Annotated in this window: 12 protein-coding genes and 1 pseudogene; 2 read left to right on the forward strand and 11 right to left on the reverse strand. The window is 68.3% G+C overall.

Annotation, left to right across the window (positions count from 1 at the left end; all coding sequences use genetic code 11):
* Positions 1–25: 25 nt before the first annotated feature.
* Positions 26–1,606: an SDR family oxidoreductase gene (locus FCN77_RS07185; protein ID WP_254678893.1), complete on the reverse strand. Its 1,581-nt coding sequence runs from the start codon at positions 1,604–1,606 to the stop codon at positions 26–28.
* Positions 1,607–1,876: 270 nt separating this feature from the next.
* On the opposite strand from FCN77_RS07185, the gene mfd reads away from it, so the two are divergent.
* Both mfd and FCN77_RS07195 read left to right on the forward strand, forming a co-directional pair.
* Positions 1,877–5,578 carry a transcription-repair coupling factor gene (gene mfd / locus FCN77_RS07190; RefSeq protein ID WP_137321712.1) on the forward strand — a complete coding sequence of 1,234 codons (3,702 nt, stop codon included), beginning with the start codon at positions 1,877–1,879 and terminating at the stop codon, positions 5,576–5,578.
* A 4-nt stretch (positions 5,579–5,582) separates the two neighbouring features.
* Positions 5,583–6,407: a metal-dependent hydrolase gene (locus FCN77_RS07195; RefSeq protein ID WP_175417178.1), complete on the forward strand. Its 825-nt coding sequence runs from the start codon at positions 5,583–5,585 to the stop codon at positions 6,405–6,407.
* 77 nt (positions 6,408–6,484) lie between these two features.
* On the opposite strand, the gene FCN77_RS07200 is transcribed toward FCN77_RS07195, so the two are convergent.
* The 10 genes and pseudogenes from FCN77_RS07200 to FCN77_RS07245 form a co-directional block, all read right to left on the reverse strand.
* Complete coding sequence (locus FCN77_RS07200; RefSeq protein WP_137321713.1) at positions 6,485–6,715, reverse strand: hypothetical protein; 231 nt, start codon at positions 6,713–6,715, stop codon at positions 6,485–6,487.
* 75 nt (positions 6,716–6,790) lie between these two features.
* Positions 6,791–7,521 (reverse strand): annotated as a pseudogene (gene deoC / locus FCN77_RS07205) (deoxyribose-phosphate aldolase).
* Positions 7,522–7,614: 93 nt separating this feature from the next.
* Positions 7,615–8,493 carry an FAD-dependent oxidoreductase gene (locus FCN77_RS07210; RefSeq protein ID WP_137321714.1) on the reverse strand — a complete coding sequence of 293 codons (879 nt, stop codon included), beginning with the start codon at positions 8,491–8,493 and terminating at the stop codon, positions 7,615–7,617.
* 150 nt (positions 8,494–8,643) lie between these two features.
* Complete coding sequence (locus tag FCN77_RS07215) at positions 8,644–10,005, reverse strand: patatin-like phospholipase family protein (RefSeq protein WP_137321715.1); 1,362 nt, start codon at positions 10,003–10,005, stop codon at positions 8,644–8,646.
* Positions 10,002–10,487: a hypothetical protein gene (locus FCN77_RS07220; protein WP_175417179.1), complete on the reverse strand. Its 486-nt coding sequence runs from the start codon at positions 10,485–10,487 to the stop codon at positions 10,002–10,004. The genes FCN77_RS07215 and FCN77_RS07220 overlap by 4 nt, the downstream gene beginning before the upstream one ends.
* A 13-nt stretch (positions 10,488–10,500) precedes the next feature.
* Entirely contained in the window at positions 10,501–10,983 is a 483-nt protein-coding gene (locus FCN77_RS07225) for a DUF1772 domain-containing protein (protein ID WP_137321716.1), read from the reverse strand.
* On the reverse strand, positions 10,980–11,948 hold the full coding sequence (locus tag FCN77_RS07230; protein WP_137321717.1) for an acetoacetate decarboxylase family protein: 969 nt from the start codon (positions 11,946–11,948) through the stop codon (positions 10,980–10,982). The genes FCN77_RS07225 and FCN77_RS07230 overlap by 4 nt, the downstream gene beginning before the upstream one ends.
* Positions 11,945–13,009, reverse strand: a complete 1,065-nt coding sequence (locus tag FCN77_RS07235) for an alpha/beta fold hydrolase (RefSeq protein WP_137321718.1) — start codon at positions 13,007–13,009, stop codon at positions 11,945–11,947. Before FCN77_RS07235 ends, FCN77_RS07230 begins: the two co-directional genes overlap by 4 nt.
* Entirely contained in the window at positions 13,006–15,126 is a 2,121-nt protein-coding gene (locus FCN77_RS07240; RefSeq protein WP_137321719.1) for a hypothetical protein, read from the reverse strand. Before FCN77_RS07240 ends, FCN77_RS07235 begins: the two co-directional genes overlap by 4 nt.
* Before the next feature lie 13 nt (positions 15,127–15,139).
* Positions 15,140–17,923 carry a GMC family oxidoreductase gene (locus FCN77_RS07245; protein WP_137321720.1) on the reverse strand — a complete coding sequence of 928 codons (2,784 nt, stop codon included), beginning with the start codon at positions 17,921–17,923 and terminating at the stop codon, positions 15,140–15,142.
* Positions 17,924–18,057 lie beyond the last annotated feature (134 nt).

The raw sequence follows: 18,057 nt of genomic DNA on the forward strand, positions 1-18,057 counted from the left end.
GCATTGGCATTTTGCCTCCCACATCCTACGTGCTGGGCCCCGCCGACTCCGATTCGGCCTCTTCCAGCTTTTGCGCGGCGGCCGTGATGTTGTGGGACATGGCGGGGAAAATGACCCTGTGGAACGGCAGCACGGCCAGCCAGTACAGCCGCCCGCTGAGTCCCTTGGGGAAGAAGATGGCACGCTGCCGGTACCGGCTCCCGTTGCCCTCCGGTTCCACCGATAGTTCCAGCCACGCACGTCCCGGCGCGCGCATTTCGGCCCGCAGCCGGAGCAGTCGGCCACGGTCGATCCGTTCTGCACGCCACCAGTCCACCACCTCGCCCTCGGCCAGCAGGTGCGGGTGCCTGCGGCCGCGCAGCAGGCCGGCGCCGCCGGTCAATTTGTCCAGCCAGCCGCGCACCCGCCAGGCAAGGGGCAGCGAGTACCAGCCGTTGCGGCCGCCGATCCCCTCGATGATGGTCCACACATGCTTGGGGTCCGCCGGGCTGGAATAACTCCGCTCGTCCAGGAACACCCGGTGTCCTGCCCACTCCGGGTCGCTGGGCAGGGGATCGGCATCCGCTCCCGCGTTGGCCCAGGTTGTTTCCACCTGCGCGTCACGTTCCTTGCCCAACGCGAGGGAGACTGCCCGCCGGTACGGGGTCAGGCCGCCCTCAGGCACGGGGATATAGGCATCGATGTCATGTTCCCTCGACACGGCGTCATGCTGGAGCGACTCGACGAGCGGCAACGACATGGACAGCGGGATGGGCGTGGTCAGGGCCACCCACATTCCGGCCAGTTTGGGGGCAGGGATGGGTAGTGCCAGCACCACGCGGTGGGGCAGGCCGGCCTCGGCGGCGTACTCCTTCATCATCCCTGCGTAGCTGAGCACCTGCCGGCAGCCGATGTCGAATGTGCGGTTGATGGGCCCTTCCAGGGACGCCGCGCCCACCAGGTAGTAGAGCACGTCCCGGACAGCGATCGCCTCGATCCGGTTCCGGACCCAGCTCGGGGCCGGCATCAGGGGAAGGGTTTCCGAGAGGTGCCGGATCATTTCGAACGACGCCGACCCCGAGCCGATCACGACGCCCGCCTGGAAGACGACCGCGTCCACCGGACCTGCGAGGAAGACCTTGCCGACGGCTTCGCGTGAGCGCATATGGGTGGAGAGCTCCGCGCCTTCGGGGTGCAGCCCGCCGAGGTAGACGATTCGCCCCACCCCGGCATCGGATGCAGCCTTGGCGGCGGTCTCGGCCATGGCCTTTTCCTTGGCCTCGAATCCGGCGCCGGCCGCCATCGAATGCACCAGGTAGAAAAGCACCTCGACGCCGTCCAGCGCTGATCGGAGCACGTCGCCGTCGTCCAGGCTGCCCTGGATCACCTCAACCTGCTCCAGCCAGGGCACACCGGCGATCTTGGCCGGCGTCCGCACAACAACCTTTACCTTGTGCCCTGCCTCCAGGAGTCGCGGGACAAGCCGGCCGCCGATGTAGCCGGTGGCCCCGGTGACCAGCACGGTTTTCGGGGAGGCGGCCCTGACGGAGGCAGACGCGTCAGGGGCTGCCTGCGGGGCTGGCGCAGGCGTTCCAGCGGGTTCAGGGGTTGCGGTTGTGCCGTTCATGGTGACTCCTTGTCAGCCAGCAGTTGGGGGGTGGCCTGCGAAGCCATTCGGTGCCCAAGCGGTTCGGTGCCCAAGCGGTTCGGTGCCCAGGCCACTTCGGATGGGCGGCCCGCTCCTTCCGCCAGCCTAGCCCTGTGCATCCGAGTGCGTCAGCCAGCCCCCGTCGGCCGCGCCCGGGGCTCCGCGGTAGGCTTGGAGGACCCGGTATTCTCACGAATTTCGGCTATTCGTGTTGCCTGCATCCCCGTGATCACATCAGGAGCTTCAGCCATGAGCCTCAACGGCCCCTCTCTCACCGGTTTGCGCCGTGTCCTCGCCGAAGACCGGAACTACGCCCGCGTACAGGCCGAGGCCGCCCGCGGGTTCGCCGGCCGCAGCGAGGACTACCAAATCAGCGCCCCGGCCGGAATGCGGTCCACGTTGCTCGCGGAAATGGCGGACGGACTCGCGACGCTCACGGCGAACGAAACCGGCGCTGCCGAAGCTGGCCCTGGCGAAACCGGCGCTGCCGGAGCCGGCCGTCCGGTGCCCGTGGTCCTGGCCGTCACCGCGACGGGCCGCGAGGCAGAGGACCTGACCGAGGCCCTGCGTGCCTTCCTTCCGGCAAACGCCGTGGCAGAGTTCCCCAGCTGGGAGACCCTGCCGCATGAGCGGCTGTCACCCCGCTCGGACACCGTGGGCCGGCGGCTGTCCGTGCTGCGGCGGCTCGCACACCCCGAATCGTCCGCCGCCGGTGCGCTGCGCGTAGTGGTGGCCCCAGTTCGCGCCGTCGTGCAGCCGATCGTCGCAGGCCTGGGCGAACTGGTGCCCGTGACCCTGAAGGTCGGCCAGGATGCCCCCTTCAGCAGTGTTGTGAAGAGCCTCGCCGACGCTGCCTATGCCCGGGTGGACATGGTGTCCCGCCGAGGCGAGTTCGCCGTCCGCGGCGGCATGCTGGACGTCTTCCCGCCCACCGAGGACCACCCCGTCCGGGTCGAGTTCTTTGGCGACGAGGTGGACCAGATGCGCTGGTTCGCCGTTGCCGACCAGCGCTCGCTCACCGCGCCCGGCCTGCGCCATCCCACCGAACTCCATGCCCCGCCGTGCCGCGAAATCCTGATCACCCCCTCCGTCATGTCCCGCGCGGCCACCCTGAAGTCCCAGCTCCCGGCCGCCGCGGACATGCTGGAAAAGATCGCCGGCGGCATAGCGGTTGAAGGCATGGAATCGCTGGCCCCCGTGCTGGTGGACGCCATGGTGCCGTTCCTGGACCAGCTCCCGGCGGGTTCGATCTCGGTGGTGATCGAGCCGGAGAAAGTCCGCACCCGGGCCCACGACCTCGCTGCCACCAACGAGGAATTCCTCGAGGCCGCCTGGTCGACGGCGTCCGAAGGCGGCCCTGCGCCCCTGGCGCTGGACACTGTCCTGAGCTCCGCGGCGTCCGAGGCCCTGCACTCGGCCAGCTTCCGGTCGTTGACCGAAACCCGTACCGCCGCCCTGGAGCACGGCGTCTCGTGGTGGTCCATCACGTCGCTGGCCAGCGACGAAGAGCTGCTGCCCGACGTCGACGTGCTTAACCTGCACGCCCGGGAACCCCGCGGCTACCAGGGCGACGTGGCGGAAATGATGGACTTCATCGGCTCACGCGTCCGCGACCAGTGGCGGATCGTCGTGGTCACCGAGGGCCCGGGCCCGGCGCAGCGCCTCGCGGAACTCTTCCACGACAACGACATCCCCTGTGCGCGGGCGGATACCCTCGACCACGATCCGCAGGCCGGCATCATCGAGGTGACCACCGCTGCCGTCGGACGCGGTTTTGTCCTGGACGGCCTCAAACTCGGCCTGCTGACGGAAGCGGACCTGCTGGGACGGACGTCCGCCGGTTCCACCAAGGACATGCGCCGGATGCCGTCCAAACGTCGGAACGCCGTGGACCCGCTGCAGCTCGTGGCCGGGGACTCCGTAGTGCACGAACAGCACGGCATTGGCCGGTTCGTGGAGCTCATCCAGCGCAAGGTGGCGGGAGGCGGCGACGGGGTGCGCGAATACCTCGTCCTGGAATACGCCCCGTCCAAGCGCGGAGCCCCCGGCGACCGGCTCTTCGTGCCCACCGACCAGCTGGACCAGGTCACCCGGTACGTGGGCGGAGACACACCGGCGCTGAGCAAGATGGGCGGCGCGGACTGGGCCAGCACCAAATCCAAGGCCCGCAAGGCGGTCAAGGAGATCGCCGGCGAGCTCATCCGGCTGTACTCGGCCCGGATGGCCTCCCGCGGCTACGCCTTCGGCCCGGACACCCCGTGGCAGCGGGAGCTCGAAGAGGCTTTCCCGTACGTGGAGACGCCGGACCAGCTGACCACCATCAATGAGGTCAAGGCAGACATGGAGCGCGAGATCCCGATGGACCGGCTGATCTCCGGGGACGTGGGCTACGGCAAGACCGAGATCGCGGTCCGGGCCGCGTTCAAGGCCGTCCAGGACGGCAAGCAGGTCGCTGTGCTGGTGCCCACGACGCTGCTCGCCCAGCAGCACTACGAGACGTTCACCGAACGGTTTTCCGGCTTCCCGCTGGTGGTCAAGCCGCTGTCCCGTTTCCAGAGCGGCAAAGAGGCCAAGGAAACCGCCGACGGCGTCAAGAGCGGTTCCGTGGACGTGGTGATCGGCACACACCGGCTGCTGTCCAAGGACTTCGGCTTCAAGGACCTGGGCCTGGTGATCGTGGACGAGGAGCAGCGCTTCGGTGTCGAACACAAGGAGGCGCTCAAGAAGATGCGCACCAATGTGGACGTCCTGGCCATGAGCGCCACCCCGATTCCGCGCACCCTGGAAATGTCCCTGACCGGGATCCGCGAGACCTCCACGCTGGCCACCCCGCCGGAGGAACGGCACCCCGTGCTGACGTACGTGGGCCCCTACACCGACAAGCAGACCTCCGCCGCGATCCGCCGCGAGTTGATGCGCGAGGGCCAGGTGTTCTTCGTCCACAACCGGGTTTCCACCATCGACCGCACGGCGGCGAAGATCCGCGAACTGGTCCCGGAGGCCCGGGTGGAGGTGGCACACGGTCAGATGTCCGAGAGCCGGCTGGAACAGATCATCGTGGACTTCTGGGAAAAGCGCTTCGACGTCCTCGTCTGCACCACCATCATCGAGACCGGCCTGGACATCTCCAACGCGAACACCCTGATCGTGGACGGCGCGGACAAGTACGGCCTCTCCCAGCTGCACCAGCTGCGCGGACGGGTGGGCCGCGGCCGCGAACGCGCGTACGCCTACTTCCTCTACCCCTCGGAAAAGCCCCTGGGCGAGGTGGCGCTGGAGCGGCTCAAGGCCGTCGCGACGCACAACGAATTAGGCGCCGGCATGCAGCTGGCCATGAAGGACCTGGAGATCCGCGGCGCCGGCAACCTGCTCGGCGGTGAACAGTCCGGCCACATCCAGGGAGTGGGTTTCGACCTCTACATCCGCCTGGTGGGCGAGGCCGTGGCGGACTTCCGCGGCGAGGCCGAGGAGAAGGCCGCCGAGATGAAGATCGAGCTGCCCGTCAACGCCCACCTGCCGCACGACTATGTGCCGGGCGAACGGCTGCGTCTCGAGGCCTACCGCAAACTGGCTTCGGCGCTCACCAACGAGGCCATCGACGAGGTCCTGGCCGAACTCGTGGACCGTTACGGCGAGCCGCCGCTGCCCGCCCAGAACCTGATCGCCGTCGCCCGCTTCCGGGTGGGAGCCCGCGAAGCCGGGCTGTCTGACGTCGCCCTGCAGGGAAACTTCATCAAGTTCTCCCCGGCGCAGCTGCCCGAGTCGAAGACCATGCGGCTCAACCGCATGTATCCCGGTGCGCAGTCCAAGCCCGCCCTCGACGCGGTGCTCATCCCCAAGCCGAAGACCGCCAAGATCGGCGGCCGCGACCTGCAGGACGCCGAGATCCTGGAGTGGGCCAACGGCGTCATCCGGAACATCTTCTCCGACGCACCGCTAGCGGTGAAGTAAAAGAATGATGGGAGGACATCACGCCGCGTCGGGAGCCGCGGCGTGGGTAGCTATTGCGTCCACGGGGCCGTACACGCTGGGCTGGTACCCGCTGGACGCCACGGGAATCCTGATCGGCGGCATGGCGACGGCGGGAACGGCACTGGTGTGCGACTGGGACCACCGCCACAGCACGGTGGCCAATTCGCTGCCGCCGCTGTCCAACGTGATTGCCGTGGGCATTGAAAACGCCAGTGGCGGGCACCGGCAGGGCACCCACTCGGTGCTCGGTGCGGCCTTTTTCGTGCTGCTCGCAACACTGGCCGGACAGATCCAGCTGCACACGGACTGGGGGCTGCTGTCGGTGGGCGCAGGCCTGCTGTGCATGTTCATGATCAATATCGCCGCGAAGGCGCTCAAGCTGTTTCCGAAGGCCGGCTTTATCAGCAACTGGCTCTTCGCCCTGACCATGGCAGGGCTGGTGACCTGGTTCGCGCCGGGCCAGTGGACGTGGCTGCCCGTGTCCATGCTGACCGGCGTCGTGGTGCATATCGTCGGCGACATGGTCACCATCGGAGGTGTGCCGCTGTTGTGGCCGATCGTCATCAAGCCGCCCAAGTTCCTGCGGAAACTGCCGGTGCTCAACGACATCTGGAGAGCCAACGGAGCTTTTTCCATTCCGCTGCTGGGGCGGGCCGGCTCCAAGCGGGAATGGCTCGTGCTGATTCCGGTCAGTGCGTACGCCATGGTGGGGATGTGCGTGGCAGCCTGGGCGCTGGCCAAGACGCATTTTCCGGCCGCGCTCGCGCTCGGAAGCACCCTGGTGAGCAACCTTTTCGGCACCGGCTGACGCTGATACGACAAAGACGCTTAAACGGCTGAAGCCCCGGATGTCCGGGGCTTCAGCCATTTAAGCGTGTGTGGGTCCTAGTTCTCGCCGGCAGAATTCGAGCGGCCCAGGATGGTCTGGGGGATCCAGAATGCTGCGGCGAAGAGGCCCAGGCACACAGCCATCGGCCACGGGTTGCCCAGCGTGAGGAAGGACAGCGAATAGATGGCGCCGAGGAACAGGGCCATCATGACCACGTAAATGACGATGCTGCCTACAAGGCTGTTCTCGTTCTGAGGGGTCTTGGGGCTATCAACGGTCTTGGACATTCATTCCTCCTCGGCCCCGCAGGGCTCAAAACGCCCCTAAGGGGCTCAAAATACTGTGGCGGCCGCCGGATCGCGTCAGTACGCGGACGAACCCTGTTCGCCCTTGACGATTGCGATGCCGGAGCTGGCGCCAATACGTGTTGCACCTGCAGCAATCATAGCCTGCGCGTCGGCAAGCGAGCGCACGCCGCCGGAGGCCTTGACCCCAACCTTCGGGCCGACCGTGCGGCGCATCAAGGCAACGTCTTCCGCCGTTGCTCCGCCGCCGTTGAAGCCTGTGGACGTCTTGACGAAGTCCGCGCCGGCCTCCACGGCTGCCTCGCAGGCGAGGACCTTCTGGGAACCGCTGAGAAGGGCCGTCTCGATGATGACCTTCAGGATGGCGTCTCCCGTGTGCACGGCCTCGGCGACGGCCTTGATGTCGTCCACCAGGGCCCCTTGTCGTTGGCGCGGGCGGCGGCGATATTGATGACCATGTCCACCTCGTCGGCGCCGTCCAGCACGGCGCCGCGGGCTTCGAAGGCCTTGACGTCGCTGGGCGTGGCGCCGAGGGGGAACCCGACCACCGAGCAGGTCAGGACGCCCGAACCCTTGAGTGCGGTGGTCACGGTTTTGACCCACACCGGGTTCACGCAGACGGACTTGAAGTGGTACTCGGCGGCCTCGGAACAGACCTTGAGGATCTCCGCTTCGCTGGCCTCCGGCTTCAGCAGTGTGTGGTCGATGAAGGAGGCGATGTCTGCGGGAGTGCTGACCCCTGCGGGGTTGGCGTCAGGTGTGCCGGCCGCGGTGGCTTCGTTGCTCATGATGGTCCTTCCTGGCGGGCCTGTCCGGGCCTCGTGGGCAACAGGCGCCGTGTTCTTCGTGGCTTCTCAGGTGACCATCTTGCCACAACGGCGCTAGGCGGCAGCCCGGACCGGTTCCTGCAGCGTTGCCTGCATAAGCTGGGCTGCGCAGACGCCGGCAGCAGAGCCTGAAGCGACCAGCAGGCCAAGCCGGACGCCGTCGAACGATGCGGCATCGCCGATGGCCCAGATTCCCGGAACGGACGTCCGGAAGTCCTGGCTAATGGCGATCCCGCCGTTTGCTGCCGTCGCAACGCCGGCGCTGGCGGCCAGCGCGCCCCGCGCCACGCGCTCCTCGGCAAGGACCACCAGGTCGCCGTTCATGCTGCTGCCGTCGTCGAAGACAATCCCGGCGGCGGGCAGCACCGAGCCCGCAAGGGTGGGGACCACCGCGGCGGGGCGCAGGGTGGTGCGGATGGGCCGCACGCCGCGTGCCCGCAGCACTGCCTCGGCCTGGCCCGCCTCGGGACCGGTTCCCACCAGGATCCCCAGCGGCCTCCTGCCGAGGACCCGGGTAACTTCCTTGACAACGTCACCGATCCGGGCGGCGTCGTCGATCGTGGAGTAGCTGAGGCAGCGGCTGGCGCCGTCCACGGGGGCCAGGGCCGGAGCGGAACCGGTGGCGATCACAAGCTGGTCGTAGCTGAATTCCATGCCGTCCGCGGTGGTCACCACGCGGTTGGCCGCATCGATGAAGCTGGCCGGCTGGCCGAAACGGACCGAAACCTGGGGGAGAGCCGCGAGCTCCAGGAGGTCGGACGGGGCGTCGTCGCGGTTGCTGAGCACGGTGATGCTGCCTTCGAAGCGGGACCGGTCCAGCTGGTTCACCAGGGCCAGTGCCGCCGGTCCGGCGCCGGCGATGACTACGCGCGGGAACGGGGACGAACCCTGAGCCGTGGCGGAGGATGGGTTGGACGGTGCCGGAGCGGACATGTGAAGGCCCTTTCGCTGGTGAGGCCCTTGTTTGGCCTTGGATTGGTGATGGATCCAGCGTAGGCCTGCGGTTTTTCGCGGGTGTTTCCCGGCTGTTGCCGGAATATCCCTATTCGTTCGATGTTGTTTACCAGGCGGTAACAAAGGTGGTCAGCGGTACCGGCGGAACACCTCCCGCAGCCCGCCGGCCGCGACTCTTCCGACGACGGCGGCGCGGTCCGCAGGGCCGTGGGCGCCCACGGGTTCCACCGAGGAGATGAGGGCCGCGGCATCGCCGAGTCCCATGGCGACCGGAACATCGAGCAGGGATCCGACAGTGAGGCGGGCACGCCGGGTGTCGTCCCAGGCATCAGGCCCGGGATCATTGTGGAAGACCCTGGACACGGCCAGCCGGTGCCAGCCGCCGCCAACGCGGACGGAGGCCCGGTAGGTGACCGCATCGCCGCGGACGTCCACGCGTCCGCCGGCCAGGAACACCCTCGGGCCGAAGGGGTTGTAGTCAAGGAATCCGGTCACCCGTGCCTGCGGTCCTGCACCGTTCAGGGACAGGGCCACAGTGAGGGTGAGGCGCACTTCCGGGCCGGAGTCCGGGCCGGGGTTGGCGCTCAGCTGCTCCGTGAAGCGGATGCCGGCCGCCGGTTCCGTCATGGCGGTGCAGGAGGCGTCCTTGGGCAGGCCTTCGGCGGTCATGCCTTTGAGGTAGCTGCGGGCATCCCGGTACCCCATGCCGATCAGGGTGTCCGCATCGATCCGGTTGAGGTAGAACTCCGGATCCAGCGGTAGGGGATTCTCCGGCTTGACCACGTGGAGCGTGAAGTTCCGGCCGGCCGCTGCCGCGGCTTCGAAGTCGGCCAGGAGCGCGCCCATGGCGCTCATTTCGATCATGTGGACGTACTGTTCCAGCGGGCCGTCGCCCCAGTAGCCGGTGTTGCCGATGCACCAGACCAGCCACACTTCGTCGGCTCCGCGCCGGAGGGCCTCAGCCACGTTGGCGTCGCGGATCCAGACCGCGTCCGTCCAGATCTTTCCGTGCCGCCGCAGCGGGGTGAGGAAAATGGGCAGCGACATTCCGGCTGCCATGAGTTCGGCATCCACGTCGCGTGCATCGATGGCATGGCACCGTTTCCCGGTGAACTCCACCACGTTGAAGGTGCCTTCGACGGCGCCCGGAAGGGCGGCGCGGCGCCGGATCTCGTCGTCGTCGATCCCGAGCGCCGGAAACACTTTGTCCAGCAGGCCGTCGGCGTCACCGATTGCGGGCAGCGACCACGGTCCCTTCGCATAGTCGCCCAGCGGCAGCGCCGAGCCGAAGTCCTTCACGTTCACCCCGGACCAGTTCCGGCACATGTCCTCGGGTGGTACGCCGGAGAGCATCATGCCCGCGGTCATGATGCCGCCCGACGTTCCGTCCACGTGGTCAAAGCGCAGGCCCTCCTCGGCCAGGGCAAGCACCACCCCGGCTTGCCAGGCGACGCGCATCCCGCCACCGGCCAGCACCAGTGAGCGCTTCACTGCCCGGCCTCCTGGCCGGTCCCCAGTCCCGTCCCCCGGCCGCGGCCGCTCTCCCAGTAGACCCGGCGCAGATAGATAAGGCAGAGTGCCGCCGTCGCAAGGTCAAACGCCGCCACCGTCAGGGCCACCGGCGCGAACACGCCGTTCAGGACGCCGACCGCGACGGCGGCGCACGCGCCCGCCTTTTGGATTCCGGACCACAGCAGGACTTCCGGGGCCGGCTTCGGACGCAGCAGCGTGTGGAGCAGCAGTCCGCCCACCACCACCATGAACATGCCTACCGTGGCGAACAGCTGGCGCGCCGCCGTCGTCGGCTCCGCTCCGAGCAGCTCCAGGACAGTGCCGCCCAACGGGATCTGCACCGCACCGGAAAAGACAGTGACCACGGCGATCGCGGCCAGGAGGGCCCGCAGCGGGTCGGCCGCGATCCAGGCACCGACGCCGGGGGAGGGCGTCCCGGACGGGCGCACCGCCCCGCTCATGATCCCGAGCCGTTCATGCGAAGGCCTCCCAGAGCCGGCCCCTGTCCACCAGCAGCCACACAATGGCCAGCCAGGTGAGCGTAGAGACGTAGAAGCGGATGTCGTTCAGCAGCATCCAGCGGCGCAGCAGGGAGCGCAGTTCGGTGTCGTCGGCAAAGTCTCCGCCGCGGATCCTGACGTTGATCGGAATGATCAGGGCCTGGCCCACCACCGTGAGGACGATGATCCCGAGCAGGCACAGCACGGCCGGGACCAGCCGCGTGGTGCCCCATTCGGTCCAGACCAGGATGATGCCGGAGATGAACATCGGCGGCACCACTACGGTGAAGAACTTGGTGGCCTGACGGGTGGGGGTGCCGAAGTGCATGTCCACGTTGCCGCGGTGCAGGGACTGCCAGGTGGGGTACAGGAAGAACTTCAGGACCCACATGGTGCCCACGTACATGGTGGCTCCGAACAGGAAGTACAGTGCGTTCAGCAGCAGGAGCCAGTTCACGGGGTGCCTCCGGTGCCGGAAGTGTCTTCCCTGCGGGCTGTCGCGGTCCGGTCCGGCCCGGGCATCCACTCCTGGCCCTGGCCCAGTCCCACGACGGATTCGAGCGGGTCGCCGCCGGGGATCCGGGCGGCGTCTTCGGCGGTGGCGGCGGTCAGGAACCACGCCTCGTAGTGGTCGTCCAGGACCCCGCGGGCCTCTGGCAGGTACGCAGTGAACACGGGTTTGTCCGCAGGCTGGAGGGCCTTGAGCGGGGCGACGCCCGGGGCGTCGCCGAGCACCAGGCGGGCTTTCGCGTCACTGCCCACGGCGATGTCGCCGCTGGCTTCGAAGTAGATGTCCGATTTCATCAGCATCCCGCGGAAGGCGCAGTAGTTGGACGCCGCGAGCCTGAGCGGGATCCCCAGCGGCTCGGGGCGTTCGATCTCGATGAAGCAACCGAGCGTGCCGGCGTCGTCGTACTGGGCCGAGACGGTGGAGTCCGTGACCACAAAGTCCAGGCTGGCCCGGTGCTTCGGCATTCCCCAGATGCCCTTGCCACCTTTGACCGAGACTTCGGTGCTGACCGGAAGGTCCACCACGTACTGGCCCAGCCGGAACGTCTTTTGGAAGAGCAGCGGCAGAAGCGGAGGCACGGGCCGCGCTCCGTGAGTCACCGCGATCGCCAGCGAGTATTCGATGTACTGCCCGATGTCCGTCGACTTGTAGTTCACCACAGTGACCACCAGCAGCCCCTTGCCGCCAAGGCTGAAGGGCCTAAGCTCCGTGCCAGGCAGGATGGCAGCCGCCGCGCGCTTGTTGATGGGGAACGCCGCCATCAGCACGGGGGAGTCATCGGAGTTGACCGGCATGGCGTACTTGATGCCGTCCACCACGGCATGTTGTCCCCGCAGCCGCTCCTGCCGGTGCGGTACGGGCGAGGGCACCAGCCGCAGCAGGGATGTGGCCACGCCGATGAGTCCGTTCATCTGTTCAGCTCCTTGAGGATGATGGGGTAGGTGTCCGCCCAGGCGCGGGCACCGAAGAAGACGTCCAGGTGGCCGTACCCGGAGAGCAGGTTTAGCGAGTCCTTGCCGGGACGGTGGCCCTGGAAGAAGGTGAAGGTCCGTTCCTGGCTTTCGGGCAGGAAGCAGCGGTTGTTGCGCCCGGCCAGGAACGCGAACCGGGCATCGGTCTGCGGGGCTTCGGCCAGGAAGTTGCGGGGGAGCCCAGGGTGGTCGCCTGCAGCCACAATGCGCCGGGCCAGCACACTGTGGCCCATTTCGGAGAGGAACGTGAACGGGACTTCGGCGAACTCCCCGCTGATCCAGTTGTGCGTGGCCTCGTCCAGGTTTTCGTGCGACCACAGTGCGGGCCGGCCGCTGCCGTAGGTGAAGCTGACCAGCCGGCATACCAGGTTGTCGCATTCGTGGTGGGTGGCCTTGACCATGAACCGGAGCATGCGGGAGAGGTACCCGTTGGATTTGTAGCCCCACGCCGGTGACAGGTACGGCGTGAAGGGTTTCAGCAGCTCGGCCAGGTAGGTGATCTTCACGACCGACCAGAGCGGAATGACGGGATGCAGTGAGACGGCGTTGGAGACAATGGTGTCCACCCGGGGCAGGAGCCCCGCAACGGCGGCCATGGTGAAGGAAACGGATCCCTGGCAGTGGATGACCGCCTTGAGGGTCTCGGCGCCGGTCGCCTTCAGGACGTAGTCCACCGCTGCAGGGTGGTCGTACACTGCAGCGTCCCCGAGCGTCCACGAGAGCGGTTCGAAGTCGATGGACGCCCGCCAGTTCAGGAGCCAGACATCCCAGCCGTCCTCGAGCAGGGCGTCCACCAGCGTCCGGGGCAGCGGCGGCCGGAAGAGCTCGGCCCGCACTCCGGCCCCGTGGACCAGCAGCACCGGACCCTTCTCCGGGGCCCCGGCGTCGGGCGGGACGGCGGTGGTGACATGCACCAGGGTCAGCGGCGTCCGGTCCCCGGCAGGAAAGGGAATCACCTCGGTGACGTGGTCCGCCCGGGTGACGGTGCGGGGGCTGTTCATGGCGGAAATCCCTCCCTGGCGATGGTGACCGGTGGTTCGAAGAGCCGGAGGGAGGGCAGCCCGCGCGACGGCACCGGGCGCAGGGCGCCGCCGTCGTCCATTCTTTCCAGGTCCCAGTCCCGGCAGATGCTGTCCACGGCCACCGGAAACACTGTCAGGTTGCCGTCCGCGGCGATCCTGATCCGCAGGAAGCCTTTGTGGTCCTCGATGGCCTGGCCCGACATGGCCCACGCGGCCACCTCCCCGGTTGCGGTGCCCAGGATAAAGATGGCGAACGCCTCACTGCCCGCCGCGTAACCGGCAACGAAAGTTATGGCCAGAACCAGCCCGAGGGTCAGGTACGGAGGCCAGCCTGACGGCCAGGGCAGCAGGATCACGACGGCGATTCCCGCCGCGAGTGCCGAAATCTGCCAGAGTGCACCGCGGGCAACAGTGAACCCGGCACCGTTTTCCCGCGAATCCCGGTCGAGGCCGAGCGGGGTGCCCAGTGTGGCCAGCAACAGGAGCAGAAGCAAGGGGACGGCGAGGATTGCCAGTGCGAGGAGGACCGTATTCCCTGTTTTCAGGGTGACAAGGCTGTCCAGGAATGACAGGCCCCGGAAGGCGCTGAAGACGGTCCAGAGCGTGAGGGCTGCTACCATGTGGGCGACGCCGAGGGCTGACCCGAAGCCCGGGTTGCGGACCGGCAGCCAAAACGGCGAGAGCGGGTTCGCCAGGCGTCCGCGGAGCCGCCTTGATGCAGCCCCGCCCGGGAAGGTGCCGGGCATGAGGGCGAAGCGGCGTGTTCCCCGCGCATCCGGCGGTGCCGGTGTGTCCGCCGGTGCATCTCCCGGTGCTGCGGCGTCTGCCGGGGCTCCCGATGCCGGTGCAGTTCGCGCTGGGACGTCTGTGTGTGCATCAGCCGGGGCGCCTGCCGGGGCCGGCAGGCACAGCGGAAGCGTGAGCTCCGCGGACAGCCATCCGGCGTCCGCCAGGAAGGCACCGCCCAGGCCGCAGGTGATGAGCTGGGTCCGGCGCGGGTCGATGGAAGCCGCGGGGCTGCCTTCACGCTGTTCGCCCGGCACCATTTCCTCGTAGCGCGAGTAGTGGTGCTGGTCCCCGGTGAGCCACAGACGGACGGACGCCCCCGTTTCCTCGAACATCCCCGCACGGCGGTTGAAGCGGCGCCGAAGGTAGTCCTGCTCAAAGAAATGCACCTGCCGGAACGCGCTCGGGTCCTCAGCTGCCTTGGCCCAGTATGGTGCGGCCACGCACAGGATGATGGCGTCGCCGGGCAGCAGCCGGGCAGTTACCGTGTTGTAGAAGTAGTCCAGTTGGGGCTCGTCGATGTACTGTCCCAGCTGGCTGTCCAGCCCCAGGAGCCACCATCCGGGTGCATCGTCGCCTCCCGTGAGCCGGAGGGCAAAGTAGCTGCGCGTCTGGATGGTTCGCCAGCCGCCGATGTTGCGTTGCCGGGTGAACAGCCGGATGAAGGACGTAAGGCCGTCGTACCAGTCGTGGTTGCCGGGCAGGGCCAGCAGCACGCCGGCCCGGCCGGGGGAGCGGCCTGCCGGCAGCGCTGTCCGGTAGGGACCCACCATGCGGTCTTCATAGGCAGCCGGGGCTGCCACCGGATACACCTCGTCGCCGCCGAGCACCAGCACCCTGCCGCGCCGCAGCTCATGGCCATCGACCAGCAGCGACTTTTCGGCCAGCAATGTGGCCACGGTGTAGGTGGCGTCAAAGCCGTCGCCGAGATCCGCCGTGAAGTCGAGCCACAGTGCTGCGGTCCCGGCCCCGCCGGCCGTGTCGTGATCTCCGGCTTGCTGTTCGGCCCGCCGTTCGGCCTGCTGTTGAGCCTGCGCGGCGGGCGATGTTGCGGCCGGTGATCCGGGCAGGCCCAGGTCCCTGACCACCGGCTGGGCCGGCTGGCCCGGGATGGGCAGCCGTGCCAGGTCGAGTTCGTAGCGGGGGAAGCCGCCCTCCAGCTCGCGTTTGTCGCCGAAGTCGGCAAAAACGGACGCCAGGGCCACTCGAACCGCGGTTCGGCCCAGCTGGGCCGGGGCCAGCCAGCGCACAGCATCCCGGGGGGTGAAGCCAAGTCCGTTGCTGTGCTGCGCCAGCTCACTCCGCTTCATGTCCGGTGGCTCCTCATCGCTCGCCGGTGGTCTGGCCGCCGGATAGCCCGCGCCCCCGGAGCGGCAGCGGGACGCGGCTGACGGGCCCGCCGTAGACCTGCCACAGCTCACCCAGGAACAGCTTTCCGAACGCGGCAAGGGCGCTTGCCGGGGCCGGGCCCACGGTGCGGAACGTGGTCAGTTGGCGGGCGAAATCCCACGGCCGGATGTACAGGATGCCGGCGCCCGCTGCCGCTTCCGGGTTTTGAGGGCCGTCAGCGGACTGGGCTGTGGGGGTTGGGGCGGCTGACTCCGGGGCGGTTGACCCCGGCGGGGGCACGTGCCCCCGGAGGACGGTGACGAAGAGCGTGGTGGTGTCGCCCCAGACGTCCAGACCGGCGTCGTTCCTGATGTCCTTGTGGCCTACGAAGGTCAGGGGCGTTCCGCCGGGATCCCGCAGCCAGAGCCGGTACAGCATCTTCCGTCCCGGGGCCCCTCCGCTGCCGGAACCCGAACTGCCGGAATCTGCGTCCTTGACAAACAGATTGAACCAGCCGCGCTCCACGGGCAGACGGCCGCCGAATTCGTCCGCGAGGACGTAGCCTTTCGCCGTCGCCGCATGGAGTGGATCCCGGACGAACGCCTCGATATCGGCGGCGGTGATGGTGAGCTCGAACATCATCCGCCGACTGCGGTCCCGGCCCAGGCTTCGCCCCGAGGCCGGGTCCGCCACTCCGGCACTGAACCACCCGTGCATCTGTTCGGTGAAGCTGACGGACGTCGGGCCCGTTTGCGCCGCCTCGGCCTCTTCCTCGAGTTCTGCCTCCTGCAGCGCCTCACCTGCGGGTGATCCGGCGGCGCGCGGCAGCCCCAGGCCCCGGTTGGCGGCCGGCTGGTCACTTCCGGCCGGCGGGACAAATGTGCGTTCCTCCTCCGGCGCCCTGGCACCTTTGGTGGCGTCCGGCACCAGTGCGCGCGGCGGCCCCGGGCGGTAGGCGGGCGGAGCGCCGTCGGAAGTCACGACGTCGGAACTCCCGCTGTCTGAACGCCCGCTGTCTGAACGCCCGCTGCCGGAAATCCCGGCAGGGAGATCGGCCGTGTCCAGGCCGCCCCGCTCGCGGTCCCCGGCCGGTCCGTTCAGGATCCGGTGGCAGGCGCGCTCGGCAAACGCTGCAATGGTCAGCGCGGGGTTGGCCCCCACGGGCCCGGGCATCACCGCGCCGTCCACCACATGCAGTCCGGGGTAGCCAAAAACCTCCCCGTACGGATCACAAACGCCCTCGCTGCTGTTCCGGCCTGCCGGGGCGCCCCCCAGCGGATGAACGGTGATGACCCGCTTGCTCCACCAGAGCGGATTCTGTTTGAAGCTCCCGCCCAGTTCCCTGGCGATGGAGTGCATGGTGGCCTGCATCCGGCCGAAGTAGGCGGCGGAGGTGGCCAGCGTCCAGTTGATGGCCAGCCGTCCGCACTGGAGGGTCATGACGCCGTCCGGAATGTCGCGCCCCATGCCGAGCAGCGGCACCGACGACGCCGAGAGCCGGCCGTCGCCCAGCGCGGCGGCAAGATCGGCCGAAATATTGGAGCGCTGGGCGTGGAAGAGCCTGTCCTTGAGGAGCTGGACCATCACTTTTCCGGCCCGCCTCACCACCTGGCGGAACTGCGCGGTCTCCAGGAGCCAGTCAATGAACGACGGGTAGCCGGCGTCTTCGATGTAGTAGCCGCGGCCGTCGCCGCCGTCGGTGGAATCGGCAGTGCGGATGGCCGTGGTGATTACCGGGCCGCTGCTGCCCGAGAGCGTGCGCGTGGCGCCGTCGGGGTCCGTCGCGTCCAGCACGAACCCCAGCAGGTCACCGTTGCCGCTGAAGCGCGTGCCCAGCGCCGGGCTCAGCGCGGGCAGGGACGCGCGGTTCCGCAGCAACAGGAAGGTGGTGCCAAAGGTTCCCGCGGCGAGGATGAGCCGGCGGCAATGGATCAGCCGTTCGCGCAGGAGGCCTGGTGATGCGTCGGCGGGGTCGTGGATGACGTAGCGGACCTCATAGCCGCCCGCCGGAAGGGGACGGATGCCGCGGACGTCGTGGTAGGTCCGGATGTCCGCCCCGGCGGCCTTCGCCGCGGACAGATAGTTGTGGTCCAGTGTGTTCTTAGCGCCGGTGTTGCAGCCGATGTCGCACTCCCCGGACAGGGTGCAGGTGGTGCGCACGGCGCTGTCGCCGTGGACGCTTCCGTACGGCGCTGGCGGCAGCACCTGGTTCCGGGCGGGAGCGGCCCCCGGCGAGCGGGAGAAGGTGACGGCGATGGGCGGCCGGGTGATGCTGAGTCCCAGCGCTCCGGCGGCGGTTTCCATGGCCAGGGTCTTGGGGGTGTCCCGGTACGGGTAGGGCACCGGCCGGAGCATGGCTTCGGCGGCGTCGTAGTAGGGGTCGAGGTCCTGCCGGGTGAACGGCCAGCTTTCGTAGCCGCCGCCGGGCACCGGGGATTCCTGGACGAACCAGTTCTGGTCCTTGCGCAGGAGCACATTGGCGTAGATCAGTGAGCCGCCGCCCAGGCCGCTGGAGACGATCCCCTCCAGGCCGCGGAAGGTCCAGGCGTCGAACAGTCCGTAGAGCCCCTTGTCCGGATCCCAGAAATTCCGGCCCATCTCCGACGGCGTCCGGGCGAAGCTTCCCGGCGGGTAAGCCTTGCCGCGTTCCATCAGGACCACGGACTGGCCTGCCGCCGCCAAACGGTAGCATGCTACCGAGCCCCCAAATCCGGAACCCACCACCACGGCGTCCACCGACTCCGCGGGTTCATCGTCGCCTTGCACCACCGGTTCCACGCAATTCCTCTCGGAAGAGCTGACACGCCGAACGCCCTGCGGCCGCGTACCCGTAAGGGGTGCCGCGAGGCCGCGGGGTGGTCAAACGCAAACCCTAGCGACATGTTCCCACTGCGGACCGGGTCTGTCCACGG

This window comes from Arthrobacter sp. 24S4-2 (genome assembly GCF_005280255.1).
Classification (GTDB): domain Bacteria; phylum Actinomycetota; class Actinomycetes; order Actinomycetales; family Micrococcaceae; genus Arthrobacter.